Below are 16359 nucleotides of genomic sequence, written 5' to 3' on the forward strand. Positions count from 1 at the left end.
CCCGCCGGCCGCCGTTTCAATGGTCGCGCAGCAGGCCGAGCGATCTGGCTTCATAGATGGCTTCCGCCTTCGAGGTGACTTCCAGCTTCTCGTAGATGCGCCGCACGAAGCTGCGCACCGTGAAATGGGACAACACCATCAGCTTCGATATTTCCAGTGTCGTGAAGCCCTTGGTGATGAAGTCGAGCACCTCGGTTTCGCGGGCCGACAGCGGCGAGGGTGCAGCCGCTGCCGGCGCGGGCACCGCCTGGAGGACGGAGCGGTTCTGCTGGAACCGCGTCAGGATCTGCCGCGCGATGATCGGGCTGATCGGGCTGCCGCCGCCGGCCAGGCTGCGGATTTCGTCGACCATGCGCGCCGGTGAACTGTCCTTGAGCAGATAGCCGGCGGCGCCCGCCTCGATCGAGCGGATGACGTGGGCCTCGTCGCCGAACTGGGTGGCGACCATGATGTTGCAGCGGGGCCATCGCGCCGCCGTCGCGCCGATCAGATCGATGCCGCTGCCGTCCGGCAGGCCGAGATCGACCAGCAGGACGTCGGCGGGCGGCCCCTGCAACAGCGCGAGCCCGTCGGCCAGCGTACCGGCCACGCCGCGCAGCCGCAGGTCCGGCGCGGCCTGAACGACGCGGCACAGCTCGCCGCGGAATGCGAGATCGTCCTCGACGGCGATCACGTCGATCATGTCGATCGCGCCGGGGCCGGAATCGGGGTGGGTGGATTGCATCGCACGCTATGCAAAGGGAGGTTGGCCGCCGGCTCGACGGCGCGGTCTGGCGATGGAGGCAATTGGGTTTCCGGAAATATACCCGCGTCGACGCGGCGCGCGGTACCGCTTCCGAGGATTATCTTTCGGGATCGTATGCCCGGATGCCGGACCGGCAGGACGGCAAGGTTCGGCCATGCGGATCGGCATGAAACCTGCCGGCCGGGACCGGAGAACGTCTCGCCGGGATGGCAGGATCGGGAGGGCGGCGCCGTTGCCGAACGCGGGCACCGATGTCCGGTGCCGGTGCCGCCCGGAAGACCAGACGCTTACGGCGAGGGCGTCGGCTTCGCCTTGCCTTCGACCTGATCCTTGAGCGCCGTGAAGAACGTGACCGCATGCGCGCGCGCGGTGACCGAGGCCGTGACCGCGCCGACGTCGAGATTGAAGCGGTGCGCGCTGCCCGACACGAGGCTCAGCTGCAGGTCGTTGATCGGCGCGTCCGGCGACGGGTGGATGAAGTCGAGGAGCGGCTCGCTGATTTTGGGCAGTTCCGTGCGCGGCTCGCTCAGCGTCAGCACCTGCTCGAAGGTGGGCGCCGCGGCGATGCGCGTGCTCGGCAGCATGCTGTCGTTCGGGATCGCGAGCCAGTCGCGCAGCGTGGCGAGGATCGAGGTGTGGTCGTAGGGCGTGTCGATGGGCGAGCGGAACACGGTGCCCGGCGCGATGTACGGCGAGACCAGGATGGCCGGCACGCGCACGCCGAAGCGGTCGAAGCGGAAGTTCTCGTCGCCGGGGTCGCTCGCGGCGTCGGGCGACACCGCGTTGGCGGGCGGCAGCACGTGGTCGAAGGTGCCGCCGTGCTCGTCGAACGTGATCAGCAGCAGCGTGTCGTTCCAGGCGGGCGAGCGGCTGACCGCCTTCCAGATCCGGTGCAGGAAATGCTCGCCGGCCTTCACGTCGTGCGGCGGGTGCTGGTCGTTCGGCTCGATCACGAAGCTCGGCTCGATGAACGAGAACCTTGGCAGCGAGCCCGCCGCGCAGGCGTCCTCGAAGGCCGAGAAATGCTGGAAATTCGGCGACAGCGCCTCGTCCCACAGCTGCGGGAACATGGTGCGCGTGAGCGGCGGCACCACCAGCGTGTCGTGGTAGACGGCCCAGCTTTCGCCGACGTCCTGCAGTACGTTGAAGATGGTCCGCACGTCCCACTGGAACGGATCGGGCAGGTCGAGGCCGGTGCTGCCGGGCCTGGCCGTGGTGTTGTTGACGTTGCCGTTCGAGGTGCCGGCCTGGGCGAACGCGCGGTTCGGCCAGGTCTGGCTCGGCACCGAGGCGAACCAGGCGTCGCTGACGGCGTAGGCGCGCGCCAGCGCGAACATCACCGGCAGCTGCTGCTCGCTGTGGCACTGCATGACCTGGGTGCTGTCGTGCGTCGAGGTCGTTTCGTAGTTCAGGACGAAGCCGTGCATCGGCTCCACGATCTCGTCGGTGCTCTGCGGGCCGAGGATCTGCTCGGTGATGTTGATGAACGTCTCGTTCGGATCGGGGTCGGGGACGTAGCGGCTCGCGGCGGACTGCGTGACGAACACCGGCTTGCCGTCGTTGGGCCGGCCCGCTTGCGGCTGGTCCGGCGCGCCGGCCGTGCGCGGCGTTGCCCGGTGCGTCGACGGATTCCACATGTCCGGCTTCACGCCGTTGAATGCGGGCGAACTGCCGGGCGGCAGCACGGTCTGCGGCGCCGCGCCCTCCGGATAGAGCCAGCCGAGCATCGTGTCCAGCGAACGATTCTCGAACATCACGACGACGATGTGCTTCACGTTGGGCAGTATGGTCGACACGATTGCTTCCCCCGTTCAGTGTGGATGTGCGCATCGATGGCGCGTGGGCGTCGGCGTGGCCGCGCGTGGCCGCTATCTTCGCCGAGAAAGCCGGCGGCGGGGCGCGCTTGTTGCAGCGGCTGTCGGGGAAATGTCGGACAGACGGGGCGCGAGTGACGCGGCCGCTTCGCCCGCTTCGGTTGCCCGGCGTGCCTGGGGCGCTGCGTCGGGGGGCGTTGGCCGCCGGCCGCGTCAGTTGCCGCCGCCGCGCCGCCAGGCGCCCGGCGTCACGCCGAGCGTCTTCGTGAACACGCGGCTCAGGTGGCTCTGGTCCGAGAAACCGCAGGCGATCGCGATGTCGGCCAGCGACAGCCGCGTGCTCTCGATCATGCCGCGCGCCTGCGCGGTGCGCTGCTCCAGCAGCCACTGATGCGGCGTGCGGCCGGTGGTGCGGGCGAACGCGCGGATGAAGTAGCTGCGCGACAGGTTGCACTCGCGCGCGATGTCGGCGAGCGACGAGCCGTGGTGGTCGCGCAGCAGCAGCAGTTCCTTCGCGCGCGCTTCGTGCATGGCGCTGAGCCGGCCCTTGAGGCGCGCCTCGCGCGGCAGCAGGCTGCCGTAACGCTGCGCCAGATGCAGGCCGATCGCGAACCCGACCTGCTCGACGAAGCGCGCGCCGAGTTCGCCCGGCGTCTCGATGCCGGCCGCGATCGCGGCGCCGAGGTGGCCGAGCACCGGGTCGGCCTGCTCGGCCGCGCAGAGCAGGCCGTCGATCGCGGGGGCGTCGTGCTCGTCGCCGAGCCGCACCAGAAACCGCGACGATAATTCGAGCAGCAGGAAGTCGAAATTGCCGTAAAGATCGGCGACGTAATTCTCTGAAAAATCGCGAATGTAAATCGAATGCCGATCGAAATGGCAGTCCTCCGCGCGCGTGCCGCGGAAGATCCGGCGGTGATGCCCCGCGCGCAGCGAAATGCCGACCAGGAACCCGCGGTCGCTGGCCGGCAGTGCCACGCGTTCGAGCTGCGGGGCGTCCATGCATTTGCGATGGAACGTGAAATCGCCGCTCTTGCATTGCAGGTTCTTGCGCAGCTTGCTCGACATGCAGCCGAGCGTGTCCCTCGGCGCCGGCGGGACGGCGGCGCTGGCGGTACCGGCATCGGCGACGGTCGACATGGGCGGTTTCCTCCGGAGAAAGGGATGGCACGGGGCGGGGCATGACGGCCGCTCGCGCCGCGGCGTGACGGGCGTGACAGGTACCGCGCGGCGCGCGATGGCGCAATGTCCGGGCATGGCGACCGTCGGCACGCGGCCGCCATGGTGCGTTCGGTTTATACCATCGCGAAAACAGGGCGACAAGCCGGATGAAAGCCAGCCGCTGAACATGATGCAAAATCCGGAAAGCCAGCGATTCGAAAATCGGCATTTCATCAGTCGAAAGGCCTCCGTATCATTCACGGGAATTCAAATATGAATGGCCGAATGCGTCGATGCGGGCGTGGACGCGGGCCGGGTCGCCGGCTTTCGTCGAGGCGTTCGAGGAATCATTCGGCCTGATTCGCGGTTCGTGTCATCGGGATGTCATCGACGCGACAGACACCGCCTGCGCGATGGCAGCCGAAACAGCCAAAACAGCAGAAATAGCAGAAGCAACCGAAGCACCCGTATCACCGGGGCGAACGCGAGGTCGCCTTTTGTTCAAAAGCCGCGCGGAAACCCGCTGGCGCGGGCAGCACGGGCGCGCCGAGCGTATTTTTCTTCAAGACGCGATGTTACGGTTCGCTTACCATCCGCGCACTTCATCCCTCGCCCCCCGCGCGTGCCACGCCCGGGGCGCGTCCATCCCGCGCCGCGGTCCGGCGTCATCTGGAGACGGTCATGGTCCAAATCGGCGCGCTGCACGTCGATTTCGAGCGGCGTGAAGTCAGGCGGCACGGCGAAGGGCTGCGCCTGAGCGCGCGCGCGTTCGACATCCTCGACGTGCTGTTCCGCGCGAACGGCGCGGTGGTGTCGAAGGACGCGCTGCTCGAGGCGGTCTGGCCGAACCAGATCGTCGAGGAAAACCGGCTGCAGGTTCACGTCGCGGCGCTGCGCAAGGCGCTGCGTGCCGACCGCGAGCTGATCCGCACCATCACCGGGCGCGGCTATCGGCTGGCGGTGTCGGCCGGCCCGGCGAATCCGCTGGCGCCGTCGCTGCCCGCCTCGGGCGAACTGCCTGCCGGGGCCGGCCGGCTGATCGGCCGCGACGGCGACCTCGACGACGTGCTGGCGCGGCTCGCGCAGTCGTCCGTCGTCACGCTGGTGGGCGCGGGCGGCATCGGCAAGACGGCGCTCGCGCTGCGCATCGCGCAATGCCTGCGCGATTCGGGTTCGCAGCAGGGCGTGCGCGGCGTGGTGTTCGTCGAGCTGGCGTCGGCCGATTCGCGCGAGGCGGTGCTCGCCACGCTCGCGGTGGCGCTGAACCTGGCCGCCGAGCCGGTCCTGCACGATCCGCTGCAATTGCTCGCGGGCCTCGGCGACGGCACGCTGCTGGTGCTCGACAACGCCGAGCAGGTGATCGGCGTGGTGGCCTGGCTGGCGGAGACGCTGGCGGGCGCGGTGGCCGGCCTGCGCATCCTCGTGACGAGCCGCGAGCCGCTGTCGATCCGCGCCGAGGCCGTGCATCGCGTCGAGCCGCTGGCCGTGCCGCCCGTCGACGCGAGCACGGCCACGCTGACCGACTACGGCGCCGTGGCGCTGTTCGTGCAGCGCGCCCGCGCGATCTCGCCGGGCAGCGCGCCCGACGGCGCGGCGGCCTGCGCCGGCGACGCGGCGAGCCTGCGCCTCGTCGCCGACATCTGCCGCCGCCTCGACGGCCTGCCGCTCGCGATCGAGCTGGCCGCCGCGCGTGTCGCCACGCTCGGCGTGGACGGCGTGGCCGCGCGTCTCGACGATCGCCTCGATCTGCTGAGCGGCGGCCTGCGGCTCGCGCTGCCGCGCCACCAGACGCTGCGCGCGACCTTCGACTGGAGCTACGCGCTGCTCGATCACGACGCGCGCACGCTGTTCCGCCATCTCGCGTTCTTCGCCGGCAGCTTCACGTTCGACGCCGTCTGCGCGGTGGCGACCGAGCCCGGCATGCCGATCGCCACCGCGATCGAGGCGCTGGCCGAGCTGAGCGCGAAATCGCTGATCGCCGTGGAGTTCCACGACGCGATCGCGCTGTACCGGCTCACCGAATCGACGCGCGCCTATGCGATGGAGAAGCTGCGCGACGAGGGCGAGGTGCAGCGCGCCGCGCGCCGACACCTGCGCTACCTGCAGCGCCATATCGACGAATCGCGCGGCGGCGAACGACGCTGCGACGACTCGGGCTGCCACGCGCCCCACGCCGGCGCGTGTCCGGCCAGCCCGGCGCCGCTCGACGCCGCGCGCAGCATCTGGGACTGGGCGTTCTCGGCCGACGGCGATCCGGTGCTCGGCGTGTCGCTGGCGGGCTCGCTGGTCGGCACGCTGCTCGACGCATCGCTGGTCGCCGAATGCCGCGAACGCGCGGCGCGTGCGCTCGCGACGCTCGACGCGCTGCCCAAGGACACCGTCGATCCGGTCTGCGAGATGCGCGTGTGCGCGGCCTACGCGGCGGCGCTGCTGCTCACGGGCGGCGCGGCCGGCGAGGCGGCCTCGCTCTGGCGCCGCGTGCTGGCCCGCGCCGAGGCGCAGGGCAACGAGGCGTTCGCCACGCGCGCGCTGTGGGGCCTCTGGAACGCGGCGATGGCGGTGGGCGACATCCATGCCTCGCTGCGCTACGCGACGCATTTCGAATCGCGCGCGCAGGCCAGCGGCTCGCGCTGGCAGGTGCTGTGCGCCGGCACCACGCTGTCCGCCACGCTGCATTGCTTCGGCGAACACCGGCAGGCGCGCGAGCGGCTCGAACGGCTGCTCGCGGCGCTCGACGCGCTGGGCGAGTCCGAGCGCGCCGAGGGCGAGCTTGCCGTCGATCCGCGCATCTTCGGCACCGGCACGCTGGCGCGCATCGCCTGGCTGCAGGGCGAGACCGCGCTCGCGTGGCGGCTGGCCGAGCGCGCGCTGAACCTCGTGCGCGCCGATCTGCCCGAGCCTTCGCTCTGTCATCTGCTCGCGGTGGTGGTGGTGCCGCTTGCGCTCGCCTGCGGGGAAGTCGAGGCGGCCACGCGCCATCTCGCGCTGCTGCGCTCGCAGGCGGCGCTGAACCGGTTCGACGGCTGGCGCGACTACGGCGAATGCCTGGCCGGCCTGCTCGAACTGAACACGGGCCAGCCGCGCGAAGGGCTCGCGCGGCTGGAGGCGGGCCTCGGCCGGCTCGCGATGCGCGGCATGAAGCGGCTGATGGCGCCGCTGGTGGTGGCCTGCGCCGAGGCGCTCGCGGCGGCCGGCCGGTTCGAGGCGGCGCGCGAGTGGCTCGACCAGACGCAGCGCCACGGCGAGGCCCATGGCGACCAGGGGTTCGCGGCCGAGCTGCTGCGCGCGCGCGGGCTGGTGGAGATCGCACGCGCGCGCCGCCACGGCACGCCGGGCGCGGTGGCGGCGGGGCGGCGGCGCCTGCACGAGGCGCGCGTGCTGGCGCGCGAGCAGGGCGCGCATCTGTTCGAATTGCGCGCGGTGCTCGATCTTGGCGAGTCGCTGCATGATGCGGCCGATTTCGACGGGCAGATGCGCGAGCTGCTGCTGCCGTTCCGCGCGCTGCTCGCGCGCACCGGCATGTCGGTGCGCGTGCCCGAGGCGGCGCGGCTGGCGGCGCTGTTCGAGGTGCTGCATGCGTGTGATGCGCAGGCTGCTGAGCCGGCTTGAGCGGGCTTGGGCGGCCGGTGGTGGCGGTAGGTGGCGGCTCGGTTTTCTCTTCCGGCCACGCACTGTCGGCTGTCCGTGATGCTCCCGCTGGCAATTCATCAGGACATTCCACAAACGAGACCGGCGCCGCCACCAAGCCCGCCACGCTGGCGGCGAACCCCAGGCGTGGAAGCCGGGCAAGCAGGCGGTGCCCAACAAGTCCATCCCGCATCGCGCGACCCGGCTCCGGCCGGGTTTTTTGTGAGTCCACGCGAGTGCCGGGCAGCGGAACGTATCGAAATCGCACGGTAGATGGCCTCGGACGTCGCTCCGCCTCGCCCGCCGGTGGTACGGCGGGCCGCTGCAGAAGGCACGACCCGCCATGCGTAGTGCTATAATTGTGCAAATTTTGTTCATGAAAGGAGCGCCATATCATGATCAATCTCTCGCTCGATCCGGACGCCGACCACGATGCGCTGGCCCCTGGCGTCGTCCCGGCCAGCTTCGAAGCCTTCCTGAATTCCCTCCGTGAGCCCGATACGCTCGCGCCGGTGCTCTCGGCGCGGCGCTATGTGGCCGCGCTGAACATCGATCTGCAGACGCTGGCCGATCAGGCCCACGTTCACCGCAATACGGTTGCGCGCGCGCCGCAGTCGGCCACGGTTCAGCAATTCCTTCGCGAGGCGATGCGGGTCATTCGCGCCGCGACGGACCTGTCAGGCGACCTGCCTCGCGCGCTTTTCTGGTACCGCAACGAGCCGCTGGCCGTGTTCGACTACCAGACAGCCGAAACGCTGGTTTCGGCGGGCCGCGTGGACGACGTGGTGCGCTATGTCGCCTCGCTCCAGGCGGGAGCCGCTGGATGATCACGACCGCGTTGCGGGACGTCATTGCTTACCGGGTGCATGCGCCGATGTGGGCGCATGCACCCACCAGCGGCGCCGGTGCCGCGCTGCACGGCGGCCGCGTGAACCGGATCGGAACGCCGGCGCTGTACCTCGCGCTCGACGTGCTCACCGCGGTGGCCGAATATCGGCAACTCTCATCGCTGCTGCGGCCCGCCACGGTGGTGAGCTACCGCATCACGGCGTACCCCGTGATCGATTTCACGGGCGGCTATCGCGCCGATCGCTGGCCGCCCTTGTGGGAGTCGTTCTTCTGCGACTGGCGCCGCGACTGGTTCAACCTGCGTGTCGAGCCGCCGAGCTGGGTGCTCGGCGACGAGGCGATCGCCGCCGGCGCCAGGAGAATCCTGTTCCGCTCGACCGTGAACCCGGACGGCACGAATCTGGCGCTGTTCAACGACCAGCTGGACGAGCACGACCGCCTCGATGTCTACGATCCGGCCGGCGACCTGCCGCGCAACCAGGCGTCGTGGGCGCCCGACGCGACCTGAGGTCGGCGGCCAGATCGAGGTACCACCCATCCGGCTGCGGCCGGATTTTTTATGGGCGGTGGTGATCCGCACCGCGCCCCCCGCACGCTCATCCCCCACGGATCCACGGCGACAAACGCTCGCCAGCCCCGCCCCCCACCTGAAGCCACCTGAACCCCTAACCCACCCCCGCGCTTCAGAACTTTTCAGGTTTGCCAAAGGACAGGCGTTTTCCTCCCCGATAGGCTGCGTTCGCGTCCTGGACCGGCGCGCATCCGCGCAACGCGCATGGCGCTCCAGCCCGGTGGCGATCCCATCCAAGCACAACGCCAACCGCTCGCCCGGCCGCCCCGCGGCGAGTATCGAAGGAGAAGAGATGACGACCCAGCAAAGCCTCATGACGCGCCGCTCGGCCGCGCGCCGCCGCCTGCTTTCGGCCGGCGCGGGCGTGGCCGGCGCGATGGCGGCGATGTCGAGCCTGCCCGCCGCCGCCGGCACGACCGCGGCGTCCCACCCGCACGCGCACGCCAAGGGCCACCCGGACGGCGGCGGCTACGTGGCGGCCAAGGACGGCACGCCGATCTACTACAAGGACTGGGGCAGCGGCACGCCGGTGGTGTTCTCGCACGGCTGGCCGCTGTCGGCCGACGCCTGGGACGCGCAGATGCTGTTCCTCGTCAACCAGGGCTACCGCGTGATCGCGCACGACCGGCGCGGCCACGGCCGCTCGGGCCAGCCGTCCTCGGGCAACGACATGGACACCTACGCCGACGATCTGGCCGCCGTGCTCGACGCGCTCGACGTGCGTGGCGCGATGCTGGTCGGCCATTCGACGGGCGGCGGCGAGGTGGCGCACTACATCGGCCGCCACGGCGAGGCGCGCGTCGCGAAGGCCGTGCTGATCGGCGCGGTGCCCCCGCAGATGGTGCAGTCGGCCGCCAACCCGCACGGCCTGCCGATGTCGGTGTTCGACGGCATCCGCGCCGGCGTGGCCGCGAACCGTTCGCAGTTCTACCTCGATCTCGCCACGCCGTTCTACGGCTTCAACCGGCCCAACGCGAAGGTCTCGCAGGGGCTCGTGCAGGACTTCTGGCGGCAAGGCATGGCCGGCTCGATCAAAGGCCAGTACGAGTGCATCAAGCAGTTCTCGGAAGTCGACTACACCGAGGACCTGAAGAAGATCAGCGTGCCCACGCTGATCCTGCACGGCGACGATGACCAGATCGTGCCGATCGACGACTCGGCGCGCCTGTCGGCGAAGCTGGTGCGCCAGGCCACGCTGAAGGTCTATGCCGGCGCGCCGCACGGCATGTGCAGCACGCACGTGGACGAGGTCAACGCCGACCTGCTGGCGTTCCTGAAGGGCTGACGAGTCGATCGAGGCGGGCGGTACGCACCGCCTCCGGTCGCCCGACGTTGCGCGAAGCCGCTCGATCCCTCCGGGGCCGGGCGGCTTTTTTTGTAATTCACAACGCCGGTTTGCCCGCGCCGGCGAAGCCGTTCAGCACGCTTCAGGCCAACGTCAGGACTTTCAGGTCGCGCCTCCGTAATCTGCAGGCCAACCGCGAACACCGGGCGGAGCGCGAGATGCCACGCGCCCCGCACCTCGCGGACCGCGAACCGATTCTTCGCCACCCTCAATGGAGCTTCCGATGGCCTACGAACTGCTGACCCCCGACAACTGCGCGCTCGCGCTCATCGACCACCAGCCGCAGATGTTCTTCGGCACGCACTCGCACGAGCGCACCACGGTGCTGCACAACGTGCAGATCCTCGCGAAGGCGGCGCGCCTGTTCAAGGTGCCCACCGTGCTGACGACGATCGCCTCGGAGACCTTCAGCGGCCACCTGCTGAGCGAAGTGCAGTCGGTGTTCCCGGACACCAGGCCGATCGACCGCACCTCGATGAACTCGTGGGAAGACGCGGGCTTTCGCGCGGCGATCCTGGCCACCGGTCGCAAGAAGATCGTGATCGCGGGCCTGTGGACGGAAGTCTGCGTCGCGTTCCCGACCGTGCAGATGCTGGCCGAAGGCTTCGAGATCTACGTGCCGACCGATGCCTGCGGCGACGTCACGGAAGAAGCGCACGAGCGCGCCGTGCAGCGCGTGATCCAGGCCGGCGCGGTGCCCACCACCTCGCTGCAGTTCATGTGCGAACTGCAACGCGACTGGGCGCGCGGCGAGACCTACGACGGCTGCATGGAGATCTTCAAGGCGCACAGCGCCTACGGCATCGGCGTGCGCTACGCCAAGCAGATCCTCGGCGAGCACGCGAGCGAGGCGGGCTGAGCCCACGCGGCACGCGCCTCGCGCGCGTGCCAGATCCGGCCGCGGCGGCGCCCCCGACGGGCGCGCGCCGCGCGGCCACCGAATCCGGCGGCGGCGCGCCCGCCGCACGCGAATTCCATCCAGCCTGAACAGCCTGAAGGAGGGCGACGATGAGCACCCCCGAGCAACCGGCACGCATCGCCGATCTGGTGATCTACAACGGCAAGATCGCCACGCAGGACGAGCGCCGCTCGTTCGTCACCGCGCTGGCCTCGGCCGGCGGCAAGATCGTCGCGACCGGCAGCGACCGCGACGTGATGCAATGGGCCCGCGACGACGCGCGCCGCATCGACCTGAACGGCCGCACCGTGATTCCGGGTCTCAACGATTCGCACCTTCACGTGATTCGCGGCGGCCTGAACTTCAACATGGAGCTGCGCTGGGACGGCGTGCCCTCGCTGCACGACGCGCTCGAGATGCTGCGCGCGCAGGTGGCGCGCACGCCGGCGCCGCAATGGGTGCGCGTGGTGGGCGGCTGGAACGAATTCCAGTTCGTCGAGAAGCGCGGCCCGACGCTCGACGAGATCAACGCGATCGCGCCCGACACGCCGGTGTTCCTCCTGCACCTCTACGACAGCGCGCTGCTCAACGCGGCGGCGCTGCGCGCGGTCGGCTACGACCGCGATACGCCGAATCCGCCGGGCGGCGAGATCCAGCGCGACCGGCGCGGCAACCCCACCGGCATGCTGATCGCGCGGCCGAACGCGGGCCTGCTCTACGCGACGCTCGCCAAGGGGCCGAAGCTCGCGATCGACGACCAGATGAATTCGACGCGGCAGTTCATGCGCGAGCTGAACCGGCTCGGCGTGACGAGCGCGATCGACGCGGGCGGCGGCTACCAGGCCTATCCCGACGACTACGCCGTGATCATGGAACTGGCCAGGCGCGACCAGCTGTCGATCCGGATCGCCTACAACCTGTTCACGCAGAACGCGAAGCGCGAGATCGAGGACTTCGCGAAGTGGGTGAAGGCCACCCACCCCGGCGACGGCGACGATTTCCTCAAGGTCAACGGCGCGGGCGAGATGCTGGTGTTCTCGGCGGCCGACTTCGAGGATTTCCTCGAGCCGCGCCCGGACCTGCCCGACGAGATGGAGAAGGAGCTGGAAGGCGTGGTGCGCCTGCTGGCCGCGAACCGCTGGCCGTTCCGCCTGCACGCGACCTATGACGAATCGATCTCGCGCTTCCTCGACGTGTTCGAGCGCGTCAACGCCGACACGCCGTTCAACGGCCTGCGCTGGTTCTTCGACCACTGCGAGACGATCTCGGAGCGCAACATCGACCGGATCGCGGCGCTCGGCGGCGGCATCGCCGTGCAGCATCGCATGGCCTTCCAGGGCGAGTACTTCATCGCGCGCTACGGCGCCGAGGCGGCCGCGCAGACGCCGCCGGTGCGCAAGATGCTCGAAGCCGGCCTGCCGGTGGGCGCCGGCACCGACGCGACGCGCGTGGCCAGCTACAACCCGTTCGTCTCGCTGTACTGGCTGGTGTCCGGGCGCACCGTGGGCGGCACGCCGATGTACGCGGCACGCGACCGGCTCGAACGGATGGAAGCGCTGCGCCGCTACACGGTGGGCAGCGCCTGGTTCTCGAACGACGAGACGAAGAAGGGCGCGCTCGTGCCGGGCCAGTACGCCGACTTCGCGGTGCTGACCGACGACTTCTTCACGATCGAGGAAGACGCGATCAAGCATCTGGAATCGGTGCTGACGGTGGTGAACGGCCGCGTGGTCTACGCCGACGGCGAGTTTGGCGCCTACGGGCCGCCCGCGCTGCCGGTCAGCCCGAGCTGGTCGCCGGTGGCGGAGTTCGGCGGCTACGCGCGCTATCGCCCCATGACCTCGCTCGAACGCGCCTGCGCGGACGGCTGCGCGAACCTGTGCGGCGTCCACCAGCATGCGCACGGGATGGCCTGGGGCCGCAACGTGCCGGCCGGCGACACGAACGCGTTCTGGGGCGCGCTCGGTTGCAGCTGCTTCGCGTTCTGACGGAGGCGCCGCGATGAAGCCTGACGAGATGCGTGGCGCCCACGCTTCGCCCGCCGTGCCCGCCGGTTCCGTGGCGGCGGGCGGCCTCGATACCACCGCCGCGGCGCTGCTGTTCCTGCGGGTGGCCGCGAGCCTGCTGCTGCTGTTCGTGCATGGCCTGCCGAAGGCGCTGCACGTGAGCGCGCAGCTGGCCGTGATCGAGGATCCGCTGCATCTGGGTGCGCCGCTGACGCTCGGCTTCGCGATCTTCGCCGAGGTGCTGTGCCCGCTGCTGATGATCGCCGGCGTCTTCACGCGGCTCGCGGCCGTGCCGATCCTGGTGATCACGGTGGTCGCGCTGACGCTGGTCCATCCGGACTGGTCGCTCGAACAGGGGCAGTTCGCCTGGATGCTGCTGATCCTGTTCGGCACGGTGGCGATCGGCGGGCCGGGGCGCTACCGCGTCGCGCTGCCATGGGGCGCGCGCGGCGGCCGCTGAAGCCGGACGCACGGCAGGCGCCGCGCACACCATAACGATATTGCGGGGAGAGGGTCATGCGGGCAGCGTTGTCGAGCGTGGGCGGCGAGGTGGCGGGCGTATGCATTCCGACCACGCCGGTGGCCGTCGCCGCGGCCGAAAGCGCGCGCGCGGCGCTGCCGCCGGTGCTGCTCGGCCACGCGTGCCGCGTGTTCGTGTTCGCGGCGCTGCATGCGCGGCGCGCCGGGCTGGCCTGCGAGGCCGGCGCGCTGTTCGTCGGCGCGCTGTACGCGAACATGGGCTTGAGCGCGGCCTACGCGCGCTCGACGGTGCGCTACGAACTCGACAGCGCCGACGCCGCGCGCGCTCTGCTGCGGCTGCACGGCGCGAGCGAGCCGCTGCGCGACGAGGTGTGGCTCGCGATCGCGCTGCACACCACGCCGGGGCTGCCGGCGCGCGTGTCGCCGCTGGCGCGGGTGCTGGCGCAGGCGGTCAGCACCGACCTGACCGGTTCGCACTACTACGCGTATACGCACCGCGAGCGCGCCGGCGTGCTGGCGCGCTACCCGCGCGGCGCGGGGTTCGGCGAGGCGGTGATCGGCGCGTTCGGCCGCGGCCTCGCGCACCGGCCGCGCACCACGGCCGGCACGACCGGAGCCGACGTGCTCGACCGGATCGATCCGGACTACTGCCGCGAGAATTTCTGCGGCCGGATCCTGGGTTCGCCGTGGCGTGACTGAGGCGGCGCAACCCAGGACAGCACAGGACAGGACGGCCGCGGGCCGGGCCGGGCGCATGAGGCGCGCGGCGGGATCGCGGCCAGACCAGGAGAATCGACATGTCGTATCTGATTTCGCTGGGCGCCGGCATCGTGGTCGGGCTGCTCTATTACTTCTCGCGCGTGCAGTCGCCGGCGCCGCCGCTGGTCGCGCTGGCCGGGCTGCTCGGCATCGTGATCGGCGAGCACGCGATTCCGTTCGTGCAGGCGCAATGGGGGCAGCCGGCCCAGCATGCGCGGCGCGCGGAACCCGTGACACCCGCAGCACCGGCCGCCGTGTCCACCCACGAGCGGGTGGCGTCGGCCGACGCGCCGGACCGTGCCGGGCGCCAGCCATGAGCGCGTCCTCCGGCGCGCGCTGGATGCGCATGGCGCTGCGCCACGAGAACGTGCTGCTCGCGTTCGTGGCCGGCTATGTCGATACGCTCGGCTTCGTCGCGCTGTTCGGCCTGTTCGTCGCGCACGTCACCGGCAACTTCATCCTGATCGGCTCGGGCATCGCGGGCGCGGGCGGCGGCGTGCTCGTCAAGCTGCTCGCGTTTCCGGCGTTCGTGGCCGGCATCGTCGGCGCCCGCTTCACGGCCGGCGCGGTGGCGGACCCGGCAACAGGCGGCACGGCCGCCCGGCACGCGGGCGCGCTGTACGGCCTGCAGCTCGCGCTGCTCGCCGCGTTCATGCTGGCGGGGCTGGCCGCCGCGCCGATCGTCAGCATCGATGCGCCGCTCGCGATGGGCTGCGGGCTGCTCGGCGCGGCCGCGATGGGCGTGCAGAACGCGCACGCGAAGCTCGCCACGCGCGGCATCGCGGCCAACACCGTGATGACCGGCAACGTCACGCAGGCCGTGCTCGACGTCTACGAGCTGGTCGCGCCGGGCGGCACGCCCGCGCAGCGCCGCGAGACGCGCGGCCGCCTCGCGCGGATGCTGCCGCCGATCGCCGCGTTCGCGCTCGGCGCCGGCGGCGGCGCGCTGGGCTGGCGCGCCGCGTCGTTCTGGGCGCTCGGTGTGCCGCTCGTGCTGCTGGTCGCGCTCGCGCTGGCCTCGCTGCGCGGCGCGGCGCCGGAAGCGGCGCCCGCCCGATGACACGGCACGCCATGCCGCCAGCCCCGGCCGCCCGCCCGCGCGGCCGGCCGGCGATCCGTTTTTCCTTCCCTTTCTTCAGACAGGAGCCTTACGTGAACTTCCCCGCCTTCCCGCGCCCGGCGCGCGTGCTCGCCGTCGCGCTCGCCGCCGTCGGCCTGATGCTGTCCACCACCTCCTCGTTCGCGGACGAGGCGCGCTACGCGTCGTCGGCCGACCACGCGCCGGTGGTGTCGGTCGGTCCGCAATACGACACCACCCATGTGTACGTCTCGAACGCCGACATCGACGCGTTCGTCGACAGCTTCGTCGCGACCTTCGGCGGCAAGGCCTCGCCGCGCGCCGTGTTCACGGTCACGCCGACGCCGAGCAAGACCGCCTCGCAATACGTGCAGACGCCGGTGGGGATGCTGTCGGTGTTCGCGTTCCAGACGCCGATTCCGCGTCCATTCGGCAGTGAACGCACCGGCTACCTCGTCACCGACATCGACCGCGCCGTGCGGGCCGCGCGCGCGGCCGGCGCCGACGTGCTGGTCGAGCCGTTCGACGACCCGATCGGCAAGGACGCCGTGATCCAGTGGCCGGGCGGCCTGACGATGCAGCTCTACTGGCACACCAAGGCGCCGTCGTATGCGCCGCTCGCGCTGGTGCCGGACAACCGCGTCTACGTGTCGAAGTACGAAGCATCGAACTTCATCAAGCGCTTCGTGCGCTTCTCGCACGGCCGGATCGTGTCGGACGCGCGTCATGCCGACGGCGCCGAACTCGGCAAGCCGGGCGACTCGATCCGCCGCGTGCGCATCGAGTCGGGCTTCGGCAACATGCTGGTGTTCGTGACCGACGGCAAGCTGCCCTATCCCTATGGGCTGGAAACCACCGGCTATCGCGTGACCGATCTCGACGCGACGCTGGCCAAGGCGCGCGCTGCGAACGTCAAGGTGCTGGTCGAGCCGGCGGCGAACGCCGAAGGCCGCACGGCGATGGTCGAGTTCCCGGGCGGCTACGTGGCCGAGCTGCACCAGTTCGACAACGCCGCGGCGAACTGAGCCC

Annotated in this window: 14 protein-coding genes; 11 read left to right on the top strand and 3 right to left on the bottom strand. The window is 70.7% G+C overall.

Features of this window, described 5'->3' with window-relative positions:
* Window positions 1-16: 16 nt before the first annotated feature.
* From BpN12_RS03120 to BpN12_RS03130, 3 genes are all read right to left on the bottom strand, one after another.
* Window positions 17-682 (bottom strand): response regulator transcription factor, encoded by a 666-nt coding sequence (locus tag BpN12_RS03120; protein WP_342346198.1) that lies wholly within the window; start codon window positions 680-682, stop codon window positions 17-19.
* Window positions 683-1032: 350 nt separating this feature from the next.
* Window positions 1033-2541 carry an alkaline phosphatase family protein gene (locus BpN12_RS03125; RefSeq protein WP_246793848.1) on the bottom strand — a complete coding sequence of 503 codons (1509 nt, stop codon included), beginning with the start codon at window positions 2539-2541 and terminating at the stop codon, window positions 1033-1035.
* Between the two features lie 231 nt (window positions 2542-2772).
* Window positions 2773-3696 carry a helix-turn-helix transcriptional regulator gene (locus tag BpN12_RS03130; RefSeq protein WP_246793849.1) on the bottom strand — a complete coding sequence of 308 codons (924 nt, stop codon included), beginning with the start codon at window positions 3694-3696 and terminating at the stop codon, window positions 2773-2775.
* Between the two features lie 702 nt (window positions 3697-4398).
* On the opposite strand from BpN12_RS03130, the gene BpN12_RS03135 reads away from it, so the two are divergent.
* From BpN12_RS03135 to BpN12_RS03185, 11 genes are all read left to right on the top strand, one after another.
* Window positions 4399-7326 carry an ATP-binding protein gene (locus BpN12_RS03135; RefSeq protein WP_246793850.1) on the top strand — a complete coding sequence of 976 codons (2928 nt, stop codon included), beginning with the start codon at window positions 4399-4401 and terminating at the stop codon, window positions 7324-7326.
* A 413-nt stretch (window positions 7327-7739) separates the two neighbouring features.
* The gene (locus BpN12_RS03140; RefSeq protein ID WP_246793851.1) at window positions 7740-8171 is read left to right on the top strand and encodes a DUF2384 domain-containing protein; all 432 of its coding nucleotides are present in this window, start codon (window positions 7740-7742) and stop codon (window positions 8169-8171) included.
* Window positions 8168-8701 carry an RES family NAD+ phosphorylase gene (locus BpN12_RS03145; RefSeq protein ID WP_246793853.1) on the top strand — a complete coding sequence of 178 codons (534 nt, stop codon included), beginning with the start codon at window positions 8168-8170 and terminating at the stop codon, window positions 8699-8701. Before BpN12_RS03140 ends, BpN12_RS03145 begins: the two co-directional genes overlap by 4 nt.
* Before the next feature lie 355 nt (window positions 8702-9056).
* Entirely contained in the window at window positions 9057-10049 is a 993-nt protein-coding gene (locus tag BpN12_RS03150) for an alpha/beta fold hydrolase (RefSeq protein WP_246793854.1), read from the top strand.
* Window positions 10050-10332: 283 nt separating this feature from the next.
* A complete protein-coding gene (locus BpN12_RS03155) occupies window positions 10333-10968 on the top strand; it encodes a hydrolase (protein ID WP_246793855.1) in 636 nt (211 codons plus the stop codon).
* A 149-nt stretch (window positions 10969-11117) separates the two neighbouring features.
* Window positions 11118-12995, top strand: a complete 1878-nt coding sequence (locus BpN12_RS03160; protein ID WP_246793856.1) for an amidohydrolase — start codon at window positions 11118-11120, stop codon at window positions 12993-12995.
* A gap of 70 nt (window positions 12996-13065) precedes the next feature.
* Window positions 13066-13473: a DoxX family protein gene (locus BpN12_RS03165; RefSeq protein ID WP_246794610.1), complete on the top strand. Its 408-nt coding sequence runs from the start codon at window positions 13066-13068 to the stop codon at window positions 13471-13473.
* 56 nt (window positions 13474-13529) lie between these two features.
* Window positions 13530-14192: an HD domain-containing protein gene (locus BpN12_RS03170; RefSeq protein WP_246793857.1), complete on the top strand. Its 663-nt coding sequence runs from the start codon at window positions 13530-13532 to the stop codon at window positions 14190-14192.
* 98 nt (window positions 14193-14290) lie between these two features.
* Window positions 14291-14569, top strand: coding sequence for a DUF1427 family protein (locus tag BpN12_RS03175; protein WP_246793858.1), 279 nt, complete (start codon window positions 14291-14293; stop codon window positions 14567-14569).
* On the top strand, window positions 14566-15312 hold the full coding sequence (locus BpN12_RS03180) for a YoaK family protein (protein ID WP_246793859.1): 747 nt from the start codon (window positions 14566-14568) through the stop codon (window positions 15310-15312). Before BpN12_RS03175 ends, BpN12_RS03180 begins: the two co-directional genes overlap by 4 nt.
* Before the next feature lie 92 nt (window positions 15313-15404).
* Window positions 15405-16355: a VOC family protein gene (locus BpN12_RS03185; protein WP_246793860.1), complete on the top strand. Its 951-nt coding sequence runs from the start codon at window positions 15405-15407 to the stop codon at window positions 16353-16355.
* The last annotated feature ends 4 nt before the right edge of the window (window positions 16356-16359 follow it).

It is taken from the genome of Burkholderia perseverans (assembly GCF_022870505.1).
Classification (GTDB): Bacteria; Pseudomonadota; Gammaproteobacteria; order Burkholderiales; family Burkholderiaceae; genus Burkholderia; species Burkholderia plantarii.